This window comes from Nonomuraea endophytica (assembly GCF_014203235.1).
Classification (GTDB): domain Bacteria; phylum Actinomycetota; class Actinomycetes; order Streptosporangiales; family Streptosporangiaceae; genus Nonomuraea; species Nonomuraea endophytica.
The window spans coordinates 636,204-650,332 of the sequence record NZ_JACHIN010000001.1; the positions used below are offsets into that span (position 1 = coordinate 636,204).

The window sequence follows — 14,129 nt, forward strand, 5'->3', positions numbered from 1 at the left end:
TCGAGTGCGGAGAGTAGTCGTTCGGGACCGCGAAAAAGGCCGGTCCGTCCATGTGCGGGGGTTACCTGACGCCGTTGAGATGGGCGCTGACCAGCCGAGGGTACTCCTCCAGCCAGTTACGCCCGCGGTCGTCGATGAACGAGCCCTGCGGCGGGATCACCCCGTGGGCGGCCAGCCAGGCGCCGGGCGGCTGCTGACCGCGACGTACCCGGTTGCCCGTGGGCATGAGCTGCGGCGGGATCGGCGGCAGCGCGCCGGGGTCGTGGCCCAGCTGGGCCTCGGCCTCCAGCTCGGAGACGTCCTTCTCCTCCGACATGCCGATCGGGCCGTGGCGGCGCGCGTTGAGGAACTGCCGCACGACCGGCTCGTCGCTCGACAGCAGCATCTCGCGCGGGCCGAACATCACCAGCTCCCGGCGGAACAGCAGCCCGATGTCGTCGGGCACCGTGCGGGCGGTGTTGATGTCGTGGGTGACGATGAGGAACGTGGCCTCGAAGTCGGTGTTGAGATCGACGAAGAGCTGATTGAGGTACGCGGTGCGCACCGGGTCGAGCCCCGAGTCCGGCTCGTCGACCAGGATGATCTCCGGATCGAGCACCAGCGCCCTGGCCAGGCCCGCGCGCTTGCGCATGCCGCCGGAGATCTCACCGGGCAGCTTGGACTCCGCGCCGAGCAGGCCGACGAGCTCCATCTTCTCCATGACGATCTGGCGGATCTGGCTCTCGCTCTTCTTGGTGTGCTCACGCAGCGGGAAGGCGATGTTGTCGAACAGGCTCAGCGAGCCGAACAGCGCGCCGTCCTGGAAGAGCACGCCGAACAGCCGGCGCAGCTCGTAGAGCTTGTCCTCGCTGCAGTTGGCCAGGTCGTAGCCGTCGATCCAGATGTGGCCGCGGTCGGGACGCAGCAGGCCGACGAGCGTCTTGAGGAACACGGACTTGCCGGTGCCGGACGGGCCGAGCAGCACCGAGATCTCGCCCGCGGGCAGCGTCAGCGAGACGTCCTGCCAGATGACCTGCCGACCGAACGATTTGGTCAGCCCCTCGACCACGACTTCGACGCCCACCGGTCACCTTCCGCGAGCATGGGGTAACGTGACGCACACTTTACTTTCAAGTTCCCATCACGTTAGCCGTGTTCCGTGGAATTGGAACAGATTCTAATAACTTGTTACTGGCCGGTTATCGGGGTCTGGTCAGGTCGAACACCGTCGTACCGGCCACCGTGGCGGAGTCGTACGTCTCCTCCACCCAGGCGGCGATCTCGGCGGCCGGGCCGCTGCCGAGGCCGCTGGGCAGGAAGTAGTGGATACGCCCTTCCGCCACGTACTGCTGGAAGCGGGCGAGGGTGGGGGCCGGGTCGGTGCCGTTGAACCCGCCCACCGCCATCACGGGCAGACCGGTGGCCAGCTGGTGTCCGGCCGCGTTGTTGGAGCCCACGGTGGCGGCCACCCAGGTGTAGCGGGCGGCGTCGGCCTTGAGCAGAGCGATGAGCTCCGCGCCGGGAGTCACGGCCCCCAGCAACCCACCCCGCCCCCCACCGCCGGGGCGGCGACCGTCCATCGGCCGGTTGCCTCCGTCCGGTTGCGGCCCCCTGCCTTGTCTCCCCAGGGCTCTGAAGCCCTGGCCGCCTGTGGAGGGGCCCGCCGAGGGGATCGCGCCCGTGTGCGGGGTGGCCGCGGTGTCCATGGCGTACGCCGCCGGTCCGGCCAGCACCACGAGTACGGCCACGCCGCCCACGGCCCAGATCATCCGATCCCTGGCGCCCCCATACCCGGAGATCATGCCCGCCCCGGCCAGCCCGAGCGCCGCAGCCAGCCCGGCGACCAGCACCACGGGCCCCAGCCACGCGTTCCACTCCGAGCTCCGGGAAAGCAGCACGTACCCCCACACCGCGCTCACCGCGATCACCGAGGCCAGCACCGGGAACGCCCGCCGCTCCCACAGCACCGCCGCGCCCAGCCCGACCAGCGCCGCGATCGCGGGAGCCAGCGCCACCGTGTAGTAGGCGTGGAAGATGCCCTGCATGAGGCTGAAGATCAGCCCGGTCACCAGCAGCCAGCTCCCCCAGATCGCCAGCGAGGCCCGCACGGGGTCGTCGCGCCGGGCCCGCCGCGTCACCCAGACCGCCGCCACCAGCAGCACCAGCGCCGCCGGAAGCAGCCACGAGACCTGCCCGCCCGCCTCGGTGTCGAACAGCCGGAACCACCCGGCCTCCTGGTTGAGGTTGCCGAGCCCGCCGTAGTCGTCGCCGTTGAGCCGCCCGATGCCGTTGTAGCCGAGCGCGAGTTCGAGCACGCTGTCACCCTGCGACCCGCCGATGTACGGCCGTTCGCCCGCGGGCACCAGCGCCACCGCCAGCACCCACCACCCGGCCGCCACCACCATGGCGCCACCGGCCAGCAAAAGCTGCCAAACCCGCCGCCCGAATGACGTAGGCGCCCAGATCAGGTAAACGAGCGCGAACCCCGGCAGCACCAGAAACGCCTGCAACATCTTCGCCAGAAACGCGAACCCGACCAGCGCCCCCGCCGCCACCACCCACCGCGTGGCCGCGCCCTCCTGCGCCCGCACCAGGCAGTACGCCGCCAGGCACAGCAGCAGCACCAGCGACGCGTCCGGATTGTTGAACCGGAACATCAGCACCGCCACCGGCGTCACCGCCATGACCGCCCCGGCCAGCAGCGCCGCCCACTCCGGCGCCCGCCGCCGCACACTCGCGTAAACGACGCCCACCGAGGCCACGCCCATGAGCGCCTGCGGCACCAGGATGCTCCACGCGTTCACCCCGAACACCCGCGCGCTCAACACCATCGGCCACAGCGAGGCCGGCGTCTTGTCCACGGTGATCGCGTTGGCCGCGTCGGAGGAGCCGAAGAAGAACGCCTTCCAGCTCTGGGCACCCGCCTGCACGGCGGCCGAGTAGTACGGGTTGGCCCACCCGGAAGCCCCCAGACCCCACACATACAGTACGGCGGCGCCACCGAGCAGCCCGATCACCTTCCAGTTCATGAACCGGACGCTAGGCACCCCGCCTGAGACGGCCATGAAAATCGCCTGAGTTCACGGGCCGAACCACAACGGAAAGAGGCGGCACACCCGGCACCTGGGTGTGGCCGCCTCTTCGGAAGCGTGAAAGTTACTTCACGGTGACGCTGGCGCCGGCGCCCTCAAGGGCGGCCTTGGCCTTCTCGGCCTGCTCCTTGTTGACCTTGCCGTCGAAGACCGACTTCGGAGCGCCGTCGACCAGGTCCTTGGCCTCCTTGAGGCCGAGGGAGGTCAGCGCGCGGATCTCCTTGATGACCTGGATCTTCTTCTCGCCGGCACCCTCAAGGATGACGTCGAACTCGTCCTGCTCCTCAGCGGCGGCCTCGCCACCACCGGCGGCCGGGGCGGCAGCGGCGGCGACGGCGACCGGGGCGGCAGCCTTGACGTCGAAGGTCTCCTCGAAGACCTTCACGAACTCGGAGAGCTCGAGAAGAGTCATCTCCTTGAACGCGCCGAGCAGCTCGTCGGTGCTGAGCTTCGCCATGTTTTCCTCCGTAATGGATGTGCTTTAAAGGTGGATCGGGACCGCGGTTAAGTGCGGCAACCCCCAGCTACTCGCCGGCCTCCGCGCGCTTGGCGCGCAGGGCTTCGGCCAGCTGAGCCATGTTGGTGGGCAGCGCGGCGAACATGGCGGCAGCAGCGGACTGCTTCGCCTTCATCGCACCGGCCAGCTTCGCGAGGAGAACCTCGCGCGACTCCAGGTCGGCGAGCTTGGTGATCTCCGTGGCGTCCAGCGTCTTGCCGTCGAGGACACCGCCCTTGATCACCAGGAGGGGATTGGCCTTGGCGAAGTCACGCAGACCCTTGGCAGCCTCGACGACGTCGCCGCTGACGAAGGCGATCGCGGTCGGGCCGCTGAGCAGGCCGTCGAGGCCCGTCAGACCGGCCTCGTTGGCAGCGATCTTGGTGAGGGTGTTCTTCGCCACGGCGAACTTCGCATTCCCACCGAGTGCAACGCGCAGCTCCTTGAGCTGGGCGACGGTGAGACCGCGGTACTCGGTCAGAACGGCTGCGCTGCTTCCAACGAACTCGCTCTTGAGCTCGGCGACCGCGCTCGCCTTATCCGGCCTCGCCATGGGCCTCCTTCCAGGATGTTCCGCCGGAGAAGGCCCAGAAATGAGAACAGCCCCGGGCGCAGGGCGCACGGGGCTTCACACACACTCATCGTGTGCGGAAACTCGTATCACACCTGCGCGGGCCGTCCGCAAGAAGCGGATCCTTCGGTCACCAGGACTGGCCAAGGTGACAACCGGCGGTCTTCGGCAACGACCAGACTACGGGCTGGTCGCCGAGTTTCCAAATCGATGTTCTCTTGTGGGTTGTCGCTACGAGTTCGACGGGCTCGGCTGGGGGACGTTCGACGGCATTTCGCCGACCTGGTCCGCGGGCGGAGTCTCGATGTTGACGGGCTGGTTGAAGCCCTTGAAGAACAGGGTGGCGTCGAGCTTGCCGCCCTGCTTCTCACCGTTGAGCTGGAGCTTCGCCGGGAGACCCTGACCATCGACCCAGATGTCGAACTTGACGTCCTTCAGCTCGGCCAGGTTCTCCTTGGCCCGCTGCTGCTCGTCGGCCGGAAGCAGCAGAACCGCCGCCTCGACCGGGAACGTACCGCTGAAGTGGGTCGTGTCGACGCCGTTCACGCTCTCGGTGCCGACCTGCTTGACGTCCTTCGAGGCGGTGACCATCTTCGTGACCGCCGCCAGGTCGAACTGCTGGACCTGTGCCAGATACTGCTGCACCTCACCGCGGCTGTCGGCCTCGCTGAGCGAAACCTTGATCCACGGCTTGGTGGCTCCGACGAGCTTGTTGAGCGCGTCGACCTTGACGTAGACGACGTCGCCCTGCAGGACCGCCCTGGCCCCGCCCGGCAGCTCGCGGTCACCGAATCCCGCCGTGTCGACGGTGAGGTCGATCGCCAGTGTCGGCTTGCCCTGGTAGAGCATCCGGCCCTGAAGCTTCCCGCTCTGCCCGTTGGGGTCCGTCGCGTTGACCACCGCGTCAACGGTGTAGCTGGAAACCTGCTCGGTCTTCTGCGCAGCCTGCGTGAGCACCTCCGAGGCGGCCAGGTTGACCTGGATGGGCTGCGCCGTCGATCCACAACCTGCTACCCCGGCTACCACCAGTGCGGCAGCAGCCGCAGCGGCAGCGAGAGAAAACCTACGCTTCACCATGCCTCCGACCCTATGTGGCGAATCACCGATCTGGCGGCTTCCCCGCACAAACCCAGGGAAACCTCGGGGGAATCCCCTAGATCTGCACAGCCTCTCCACATCTGTCCGCGATCACACGGGCGGCGCCAGCTCGAAGTAGCGGTCGACCAGCTTGGGGTCTCCGGAGACGGCCAGACGTTCGGCGGGGATCCGGTGCCACAGGAACAACATCAATTGCGACGCCGTACCGGCGATCTCAAGGTCCGGCGAACCCCCGTCGAGCAGCTCATCCCCCTCGAACCGCACCGTCCACGCCCCTTCGTCGCACACGAACCGGAAGGTCTCCCCCGCCCCCGGCGGCGCCTGCTTCAACGCCCGCCGGGCCGGAACCATGACCTCGAACGTCTGCGCCACGGCGTCCGCGGCCATCTCGGCGTCCATGTCCGCAGGCTCGCCCAGGGCGTTCTCCGCGTCCCACCGATGGATGGCCGCCTCGATCGTCTGCATCCGCAACCAGAACCCCGCCGTCTGCTCCGCCGACCACGTCCACACCCGCTCGTCGGGCGCGGTCCTGGAAAACACGGCTTCGAGTACGGCGGCGCCCTCCGCGAACCAGTCGACCAAGCCGACCGGCAACACCCCGAGGCTCGGCGTCTGCTCCGACAGCGGCCACCCCTCGGTGTCGGCGGGCAGCAGGTGCCCCAGCCCGCTGGGATCCGGCGGCTGCGCGAGCCGTTCCTCGATGACCACCGCCACCACCCGGTGCACGCCCGACAGGTGCATCACCAGGTCGGACATCGTCCACCCCGCACAGGACGGAACGGGCGGCGCCTCCCGCCCGGCCACCCGCCGACCGGCGGCCTCGAACGCCTGGACCTCGCGACGAAAATGAGTGACGTAGTCCATGCCCTCCACTGTCGCACGCCCCTTCGAGCCTTTCTATGTGCCGAATGTCCTCCGGTACGCGGCCGGGGTGGTGCCGAGGCGGGCGTGAAAATGGCGCCGCAGATTCACCGCCGACGACAGCCCGACCCGGGCGGCGATCGTCTCAACGGGCAGAGGCGTCCGCTCCAGCAACTCGCGAGCGGCGTCCACCCGCTGGGCGAGCAGCCACTGACCAGGACTGACACCCAGATCGGCGGCGAACCGGCGGGCGAACGTACGCGGCGACAGGCGGGCCCGCCGCGCCAGATCCCCGACCGTGAGGGGCTGGTCGAGCCGCCCCGCCGCCCAGTCGAGCACCGCCCCCAGCGACCCGTCGCGTTCGGCCGCCGGCGCCGGACGCACGAACTGCGCCTGCCCGCCCTCCCTGCGCGGCGGCATCACCATGTGCTGGGCGATCTCCGTGGCGTAGGCGGCGCCGTGGTCGTTCCGCACGATGTGCAGGCAGAGATCAAGCCCAGCGGCGGTCCCCGCCGAAGTCGCCACATCACCGTGATCGACATAGAGAACGTCGGGATCCACCGTCACGTCCGGATACCGCCGCGCCAGTTCCTCCGTCCGCCGCCAGTGCGTCGTGGCCCGCCGCCCACTGAGCAGACCGGCCTCGGCCACCAGAAACGCCGCCGAACAAATGGACACGATCCGCGCCCCACGGCGATGCGCCCGCCGTACCGCGTCGATGATCTCCCCGGGAACGTCGTCCACCTGCCAGCCCGGAATCACCACGGTGTCCGCGCTCTCCAGCGCCTCCAGCCCGTCGTTTACCCCGATCGTGTAGCCGCCGAGGGTGGGCACCTGGCCGGGTTCGAGGGCGCAGATGCCGAAGTCGTAGCGGGCGGGCATCCCCGGCCGCCGCAGTCCGAACACCTCCGTGACACACGCCAGCTCGAACGGCGCCTGCGGAGGGTGTACCAGCGCGACCACTCTGATCATGGCAGCAATATACCCAGAGATGACATTCCAGCCACTGTCCGGCCCTTTTCGCCACCCGTCACGATGACCCCATGCCAGAAATCCCGAAGCTCACCCACGTGGTCATCGACACCGTGGAGACCAGCGACATCGCCCCCGGCATCGTCCGCCGCGGCCTGCCCGGCGGCGCCCTGGCCGCCCGCGCCTTCGACTTCGCCCCCGGCACCACCTGGCCGGAACCCGACCACCACGCCACCGACGAACTCATCTACGTGGCCGAAGGCGAACTCCTCGACAACGGCCAGACCTTCCCCGCCGGGTCGTTCCTCCACTACCACCCCGGCTCGGTACACCAGCCCGGCACCCGAACCGGCACCCGCATCCTCGTCTTCAGCCTCCCCCACCCCACCCCCGCAACCTGACCCCTGCCACCGCAGCTCTACGGCGGCACAAGGAGGCCGGCCGGCCCGGCTTGCCCGCAGCCCAAGCCGGCCAGCGCCCTCTCCGCCGAAGCGGGCCTAACGGCGACCATCTCACCACCACCCCAGCGACCATCCCACCGTGATCATGGCGACCATCACACCACGGGTGTCATCATGAACCCATGGTCACGACACCACACGGACAGCTGGTACGGCGCCACGCCGAGCAGGCGGTCACGGACGCGCTGGCCGACACCCGCGTCGTCCTGGTCAACGGCGCCCGGCAGACGGGCAAGAGCACACTGGTCCGACAGCTGGCGAAGTCAAGCAGCACCGAGTGGCGTGACCTGGACGACGCCTTGACCCGGCAGGCCGCACTGAGCGATCCCGGCGGGTTCGTCGACTTTCCCGAGCGAATGGTCATCGACGAGATCCAGAGAGCCCCCGAACTGCTCCTGGCCATCAAGTCCCAGGTAGACGCGGACCCGCGGCCCGGCAGGTATCTGCTCACCGGCTCGTCACGCCTCCTCGCACTACGCGGACTACCGGACACTCTGCCCGGCCGCATGGAGACGATCGAGCTCTGGCCGTTCGCCCAAGGTGAGATCGACGGACAGCCCGACAGCTTCATCGATGCGATCTTCACCCATGGCCCCGCGCTGAGGCACCACTCCCAGGTCTCCCGAGCGGACTACGCAGAACGCCTGGTACGCGGCGGCTACCCCGAGGCGGTCACCCGGACCAACCCCCGTCGCCGGCAACGCTTCTTCGACTCCTACATCGGTGACCTGATCAACCGCGATGTGATGCAGCTGTCGGAGATCGAGCGCACCGCAGAGCTGCGTGCGTTGATCAGGCTACTGGCGGCCAGGTCCGGCCAGTTGCTCGTCATCCAGAGCCTGAGCCGCGATCTCGGCCTGCCCGCCAGCACGACCGCACGGTTCCTCGCGCTCCTCGAAGAGGTCTTCCTGGTGAAGCGGGTGCCCGCCTGGTCGAGCAACATTGGCAGCCGGGCCATCCACACCCCCAAGATCGCCTTCGTGGACTCAGGGGTGGCCGCGAACCTCCTCGGCGCCGACGCCCGCGGCCTGCTTCGGCCAGGTTCCGCGTTCGGCCCACTGCTGGAGGGTTTCGTCCTCATGGAGCTGGCCAGGCAGACAACCTGGTCGGACACTTTGGCCGAGCTCTACCACTACCGGACCAAGGACAAGGTCGAGGTGGACGCCATCCTTGAGACCCGCCAGGGCCAGGTGGTGGGCATCGAGGTCAAGGCCGCGTCCACCGTACGACCGGAGGACTTCAAGGGGCTCCGTCATGTCGCCGAGCGCGTCGGCCCCGACTTCGTCGCCGGCCTGGTCCTGCACACCGGCGCCGACACCTTCTCCTTCGGAGACCGGATGCTCGCCGTACCGGTGGGCGCACTCTGGCAGACGCGGCCCTGAGTGTCAGAAGAGCGCCTGGCCCACTGTCGGCCTCGCGCACACGGAGGTGTTCTCGAAGCAGGCTTCCGCAGGACGTGTGCCGTCGACCATCTTCGTCCACGCGACGTGGTGGACCATGTTCTCGAACAGCGGCGAGCCGTTGTTGGTCCTGACGTAGATCCTGCGGTCCAGCGGCGCGCCGATCACGGTGGCCCACTTCGCCTTGCAGGAGGGGCTGTAGTACCCCTGCAGCAGGCGGTCGCGGAACCACACCTCGGCGATCGGCCTGGCGTCCTTGTCGCACCCGGTGGTGAGCGGGTCCTTGTTGAAGCATCCTGCCCCTGTGCACGGCGGCGCCTCTACGGCGGCCGCCATCGCCGGGTGCGGCCCGGACAGCAGGGCGGCGACGACGAGACCGGTGGCGATGTCCCTGACGCTCATGACTCCCCCAGACACGAGATGATCACTCAGTGTTGCCAATCAGGAGCATAGAGCAATAACGATCTTCCCCGAAGGACCCGTCCTGGCGCGAAGCGCCCTCACGAAATCGCGGAGGACCGAGCCCGGAAAAGCAGAAGGCCCCGCCGTATGAACGGCAGGGCCTTGAGCGGTTGCAGCCGGTACGGCTAGCCGTCCAGCTCCGCGGTGAGCCCGCGGGTGGCGTTGGGGTCGACCGGGACGCCGGGGCCCATGGTGGTGGAGAAGGTGACCTTCTTCACGTAACGGCCCTTGGCGGCCGACGGCTTGAGACGGAGCACCTCGTCCAGCGCGGCGGCGTAGTTCTCGATGAGCTGGCGCTCGGGGAACGACGTCTTGCCGATGATGAAGTGCAGGTTGGCCTGCCGGTCGGTGCGGAACTCGATCTTGCCGCCCTTGATCTCCGTCACGGCCTTGGCGACGTCGGGCGTCACGGTGCCGGTCTTCGGGTTGGGCATGAGGCCACGGGGACCGAGCACGCGGCCCAGGCGGCCGACCTTGCCCATGAGGTCCGGGGTGGCGACGACGGCGTCGAACTCGTTGAGGCGGTTGCCCTTGGAGATCTCGTCGATGAGCTCGTCGGCGCCGACGATGTCGGCTCCGGCCTCGCGGGCTGCCTCGGCACGGTCACCGGTCGCGAAGACCAGGACCCGGGCGGTCTTACCGGTGCCGTGCGGGAGGTTGACCGTGCCGCGCACGATCTGGTCGGCCTTGCGAGGGTCGACGCCCAGTCGGAGCGCGACCTCGACGGTCGCGTCGAACTTGGTGGTGGTGGTCTCCTTGGCCAGCTTGGCGGCTTCGGCCGGAGAATAGAGCTTGTCGCGGTCGACCTTGGCCGCCGCGTCCTTGTGCGCCTTGCTGCGCTGCATGGCAATCTCCTGTGGTGGAGTCTGTGGTGCGGGCCAGCGCGGCCCTTCCACGGTGGTCGGAAGGTTAGTCGGCGACGGTGATGCCCATCGACCGGGCGGTGCCGGCGATGATCTTCTCCGCTGCTTCGACGTCGTTGGCGTTGAGGTCCGGCATCTTGGTCTCGGCGATGCTGCGGAGCTGCTCGCGGCTGAGCTTGCCGACCTTCTCCTTGTGCGGGACCGCGCTGCCCTTGTCGAGGCCCAGGGCCTTCTTGATCAGCTCGGGCGCCGGGGGCGTCTTCGTGATGAAGGTGAAGCTGCGGTCTTCGAAAATGGTGATCTCGACGGGGATGATGTTGCCCCGCTGAGCCTCCGTCGCAGCGTTGTACTGCTTGACGAAGTCCATGATGTTGACGCCGTGGGGACCGAGGGCGGTACCGACGGGCGGGGCCGGGGTGGCCTGGCCAGCGGGGAGCTGGACCTTGACCAAGGCCGCGATCTTCTTCTTCGGAGGCATTTTTCCTACTCCGGGTCCTGATAGGTGATGTGTTCGGCCGGGTACCTGGCCGAACATGTCGGAAGGCCGCCCTTCGCGAGGGACGGCCAGCCGAACGACTCAGTGTATGTCAGATCTTGGAGACCTGGTTAAACGACAGCTCGACCGGGGTCTCGCGGCCGAAGATCGAGACCAGCACCTTGAGCTTCTGCGACTCGGGGCTGATCTCGCTCACCGAGGCGGGCAGAGTGGCGAACGGGCCGTCCATGACGGTGACCGACTCGCCGATCTCGAACTCGACCGTGGGGCCGGCGGCCGCCTTGGTCTTGGTCTGCTTGGCCTCTTCGCTCGGCTCGGGGGCCAGCAGCTTGGCGACCTCGTCGAGGCTGAGCGGAGAGGGCTTGTTGGACAGGCCGACGAAGCCGGTCACACCGGGCGTGTTACGCACGGCGGCCCAGGACTCGTCGGTCAGCTCCATGCGCACCAGGACATAGCCGGGCAGCACGCGCTCCTTGACCGGGACCTTCTTGCCGCTCTTGAACTCCTGGACGGTGTGCGTGGGCACCTCGACCTGGAAGATGTAGTCCTCCATGTTGAGCGACACGTTGCGGCTCTCGATGTTGGACTTCACCCGGTTCTCGTAGCCGGCGTAGGAGTGGATCACATACCACTCGCCGAGCTGGCCACGCAGCGACTGCTTGAACTCCTCGACCGGGTCGACTTCCTCGGCGTCCTCGTCCTCGGCGTCTTCCCCGGCCTCGTCGTCTCCGGCCGCGTCGTCACCGGTCTCGTCTTCGTCGAGCTCGACCTCATCGACGGCGGCGGAAACCTCGTCGTCGTCCTCGGCCTCATCGACCTCATCGGCGGCAGGAGCCTCGGCGACGACATCGTCGTCGGCGGGCTCGGCAGCCTCGTCAGCGGCCTCTTCCGGCTCGGCGTCCCACTCTTCGCGGGGCTCGTCGGCCGGGAATGAAGACTCGGACACGGTGACATTTCCTCTTTCGTCGAATCGCGTGGCGAAGGGTTATTCCCCGCCGAAGACGCGGATGACTCCCCAGCCCAGGGCGGCGTCGAGGCCGTAGACGATCCCAACCATGATCAGAACGAATATCAGAACGACCGTGGTGTAGGTGATGAGATCCTTGCGTGTCGGCCAGATGACCTTACGCAGCTCGTTGACCACCTGCCGGTAGAAAAGGGCAGGAGATGTGCGGGTCTTCTTCTCGCCACTAGGCTTGCCTGCGGTCTCGCCGCGCGTGTCGATCGCCACAGTCCTCACCTGATCCGTCGTATCCAACGCAGATTGCGGCGCGCTTTCACGCCAAGCTGCGCGGACCGCACTCGCAGGGCACGAGGGACTCGAACCCCCAACCGCCGGTTTTGGAGACCGGTGCGCTACCAATTGCGCTAGTGCCCTATGTCGCCAACCAGACTACCCCGGCCGGCTCACTGCCCGGACCGAACCGCGGCTCGACATGCGGCGGCAGGACCAGGCGAGAGTCTACGGGTCAATACCCCGCTACGTCGAACCGAATCCGATCGCCCAGGTCACAGCCCTCGTGAAACAGCATCGTGGGAGCATGGAGCCATGTCCACCCGACCCCGCATCTCCACACGAATCTCCGCGATCTCCGAGTCCGCCACCCTCGCCGTCGACGCCAAGGCCAAGGCGATGAAGGCCGCGGGCCGCCCGGTCATCGGCTTCGGCGCCGGCGAGCCGGACTTCTCCACGCCCGGCTACATCGTCGAGGCGGCCGTCGAGGCCGCGCGCGACCCCAAGAACCACAAGTACACCCCGGCCGGCGGCCTGCCCGAGCTGAAGCAGGCCATCGCCGAGAAGACGGCGCGCGACTCGGGCTTCCAGGTCGAGGCCGCCCAGGTCCTGGTCACCAACGGCGGCAAGCAGGCCGTTTACCAGGCGTTCGCGACCCTGCTGGACCCGGGTGACGAGGTCCTGGTCGTCGCCCCTTACTGGACCACCTACCCCGAGGCGATCAAGCTGGCCGGGGGCGTCCAGGTCGACGTGGTCACCGACGAGTCCACCGGCTACCTGGCCTCGGTGGAGCAGCTTGAGGCGGCGCGCACCGAGCGTACGAAGGTGCTGCTGTTCGTCTCGCCGTCCAACCCGACCGGCGCGGTCTACAGCCGCGCCGAGGTCGAGGCCATCGGCCGCTGGGCGAGCGAGCACGGCCTCTGGGTCGTCACCGACGAGATCTATGAGCATCTTGTGTACGGCGGCGCCGAGTTCACCAGCATCGCCCACTACGTCCCTGCCGACCACGTCGTCATCCTCAACGGCGTGGCCAAGACCTACGCGATGACCGGCTGGCGGGTGGGCTGGATGATCGGCCCGAAGGACGTCGTCAAGGCCGCCACCAACCTGCAGTCGCACGCCACCTCGAACGTCTCCAACGTGGCCCAGGTCGCCGCGCTGGCCGCGGTCAAGGGTGATCTGTCGGCCGTGTCCGAGATGCGCGAGGCGTTCGACCGCCGCCGCCAGACGATGGTGCGCCTGCTCAACGACATCCCGGGCGTGTTCTGCCCGGAGCCGAAGGGCGCCTTCTACGCCTATCCGTCGGTCAAGGGCGTGCTCGGCAAGGAGATCCGCGGCCGTCGCCCCCAGACCTCCGCCGAACTGGCGGAGCTGATCCTGGAGGAGGCCGAGGTCGCGGTGGTCCCGGGCGAGGCCTTCGGCACCCCCGGCTACTTCCGCCTGTCCTACGCGCTCGGCGACCAGGACCTCGCCGAGGGCGTGGGCCGCATCGCCAAGCTGCTGTCAGAGGCCCACTAACCCACCAACGGTCCGCCGCCAAGGCGGGCCGCCAAGGCGGGCCGCCAAGGCGGGCCGCTGAGGCGGGCCGCTGAGGCGGACCATCAGGCCCATCAGGGTCATCCGGGCGGTCCGTACCAGTGGGCGTGCTATCCGGCGCCGATCGTGGACGCGACCGTGGCGATCTGGTCGGCCAGGTCGGGCGTCGCCGCGATGTACACCGCGAGGCCGGGCCGGTCGAGCCACATGAAGTGCCGGACGCTGCCCCGGGTGTTCCAGCGCAGCGCCGGCCGCCCCTCATGGGTGCTCAGCCGCGAGTCGCCGATCAGCGTGACGAACCGCTGGGCCGAGTGCACCCCGCACACCACCCCGATCCACAGGGTGTCGTCGCCGCTGCCGAAGGCGACGCTCTGCGCCTCGTACCGGCTGGACAGGCCGGGAATGCGGGTGACCGTGTCGCCGCGCTTGAGCCCGGCGGGCACGGTGTAGGTGATCCGCTGCTCGCCGCACCCGAGCACCGTCGCCCGCACGGGCTCCGGGCTGGGGCTGGGGACGACCCGGCTCTCAGGTACGGCGGTGCCGCATCCGCCCAGAGCGAGCACGAGCGCCACCGCTGCCAACCGCCGCATCGTCCGCCTTCCGGAAAA

Annotated in this window: 16 protein-coding genes and 1 tRNA gene; 3 read left to right on the forward strand and 14 right to left on the reverse strand. The window is 68.5% G+C overall.

Annotated features, from left to right (window positions below):
• Positions 1 to 61: 61 nt before the first annotated feature.
• The 7 genes from HNR40_RS02905 to HNR40_RS02935 all read right to left on the reverse strand — a co-directional run bounded on the left by HNR40_RS02905 (position 62) and on the right by HNR40_RS02935 (position 7,069).
• The gene (locus HNR40_RS02905; RefSeq protein ID WP_184958091.1) at positions 62 to 1,063 is read right to left on the reverse strand and encodes an ABC transporter ATP-binding protein; all 1,002 of its coding nucleotides are present in this window, start codon (positions 1,061 to 1,063) and stop codon (positions 62 to 64) included.
• 115 nt (positions 1,064 to 1,178) lie between these two features.
• The gene (locus tag HNR40_RS02910; protein ID WP_246508313.1) at positions 1,179 to 3,008 is read right to left on the reverse strand and encodes an ArnT family glycosyltransferase; all 1,830 of its coding nucleotides are present in this window, start codon (positions 3,006 to 3,008) and stop codon (positions 1,179 to 1,181) included.
• 127 nt (positions 3,009 to 3,135) lie between these two features.
• Positions 3,136 to 3,528, reverse strand: coding sequence for a 50S ribosomal protein L7/L12 (gene rplL, locus HNR40_RS02915; protein WP_184958093.1), 393 nt, complete (start codon positions 3,526 to 3,528; stop codon positions 3,136 to 3,138).
• A gap of 67 nt (positions 3,529 to 3,595) precedes the next feature.
• Complete coding sequence (gene rplJ, locus HNR40_RS02920) at positions 3,596 to 4,120, reverse strand: 50S ribosomal protein L10 (protein ID WP_184958095.1); 525 nt, start codon at positions 4,118 to 4,120, stop codon at positions 3,596 to 3,598.
• Between the two features lie 249 nt (positions 4,121 to 4,369).
• The gene (locus tag HNR40_RS02925; RefSeq protein ID WP_246508314.1) at positions 4,370 to 5,215 is read right to left on the reverse strand and encodes an SCO4651 family lipoprotein; all 846 of its coding nucleotides are present in this window, start codon (positions 5,213 to 5,215) and stop codon (positions 4,370 to 4,372) included.
• Positions 5,216 to 5,326: 111 nt separating this feature from the next.
• Complete coding sequence (locus HNR40_RS02930) at positions 5,327 to 6,100, reverse strand: maleylpyruvate isomerase family mycothiol-dependent enzyme (RefSeq protein ID WP_184958097.1); 774 nt, start codon at positions 6,098 to 6,100, stop codon at positions 5,327 to 5,329.
• Between the two features lie 33 nt (positions 6,101 to 6,133).
• Positions 6,134 to 7,069, reverse strand: a complete 936-nt coding sequence (locus HNR40_RS02935) for a helix-turn-helix domain-containing protein (protein ID WP_184958099.1) — start codon at positions 7,067 to 7,069, stop codon at positions 6,134 to 6,136.
• A 71-nt stretch (positions 7,070 to 7,140) separates the two neighbouring features.
• On the opposite strand from HNR40_RS02935, the gene HNR40_RS02940 reads away from it, so the two are divergent.
• Together HNR40_RS02940 and HNR40_RS02945 are read left to right on the forward strand one after the other, a co-directional pair.
• Positions 7,141 to 7,470 carry a cupin domain-containing protein gene (locus tag HNR40_RS02940; protein ID WP_184958100.1) on the forward strand — a complete coding sequence of 110 codons (330 nt, stop codon included), beginning with the start codon at positions 7,141 to 7,143 and terminating at the stop codon, positions 7,468 to 7,470.
• Between the two features lie 182 nt (positions 7,471 to 7,652).
• A complete protein-coding gene (locus HNR40_RS02945) occupies positions 7,653 to 8,912 on the forward strand; it encodes an ATP-binding protein (protein WP_184958101.1) in 1,260 nt (419 codons plus the stop codon).
• A 3-nt stretch (positions 8,913 to 8,915) separates the two neighbouring features.
• On the opposite strand, the gene HNR40_RS02950 is transcribed toward HNR40_RS02945, so the two are convergent.
• From HNR40_RS02950 to HNR40_RS02975, 6 genes are all read right to left on the reverse strand, one after another.
• A complete protein-coding gene (locus HNR40_RS02950) occupies positions 8,916 to 9,332 on the reverse strand; it encodes a DUF2690 domain-containing protein (protein ID WP_184958102.1) in 417 nt (138 codons plus the stop codon).
• Positions 9,333 to 9,517: 185 nt separating this feature from the next.
• Positions 9,518 to 10,237, reverse strand: a complete 720-nt coding sequence (gene rplA / locus HNR40_RS02955) for a 50S ribosomal protein L1 (RefSeq protein ID WP_184958103.1) — start codon at positions 10,235 to 10,237, stop codon at positions 9,518 to 9,520.
• A 64-nt stretch (positions 10,238 to 10,301) separates the two neighbouring features.
• Positions 10,302 to 10,733, reverse strand: a complete 432-nt coding sequence (gene rplK / locus HNR40_RS02960; RefSeq protein WP_184958104.1) for a 50S ribosomal protein L11 — start codon at positions 10,731 to 10,733, stop codon at positions 10,302 to 10,304.
• Between the two features lie 109 nt (positions 10,734 to 10,842).
• The gene (gene nusG, locus HNR40_RS02965; RefSeq protein ID WP_184958105.1) at positions 10,843 to 11,697 is read right to left on the reverse strand and encodes a transcription termination/antitermination protein NusG; all 855 of its coding nucleotides are present in this window, start codon (positions 11,695 to 11,697) and stop codon (positions 10,843 to 10,845) included.
• A 39-nt stretch (positions 11,698 to 11,736) separates the two neighbouring features.
• Positions 11,737 to 11,982, reverse strand: a complete 246-nt coding sequence (gene secE, locus HNR40_RS02970; RefSeq protein ID WP_184958106.1) for a preprotein translocase subunit SecE — start codon at positions 11,980 to 11,982, stop codon at positions 11,737 to 11,739.
• A gap of 74 nt (positions 11,983 to 12,056) precedes the next feature.
• Positions 12,057 to 12,129 (reverse strand) — tRNA-Trp (locus HNR40_RS02975).
• 171 nt (positions 12,130 to 12,300) lie between these two features.
• Between HNR40_RS02975 and HNR40_RS02980 the strand changes: the two genes are divergently transcribed.
• The gene (locus tag HNR40_RS02980) at positions 12,301 to 13,503 is read left to right on the forward strand and encodes a pyridoxal phosphate-dependent aminotransferase (protein ID WP_184958107.1); all 1,203 of its coding nucleotides are present in this window, start codon (positions 12,301 to 12,303) and stop codon (positions 13,501 to 13,503) included.
• Between the two features lie 128 nt (positions 13,504 to 13,631).
• Here the strand turns inward: HNR40_RS02980 and HNR40_RS02985 are convergent, their stop codons facing one another.
• Positions 13,632 to 14,111: a hypothetical protein gene (locus HNR40_RS02985; protein WP_184958109.1), complete on the reverse strand. Its 480-nt coding sequence runs from the start codon at positions 14,109 to 14,111 to the stop codon at positions 13,632 to 13,634.
• Positions 14,112 to 14,129 lie beyond the last annotated feature (18 nt).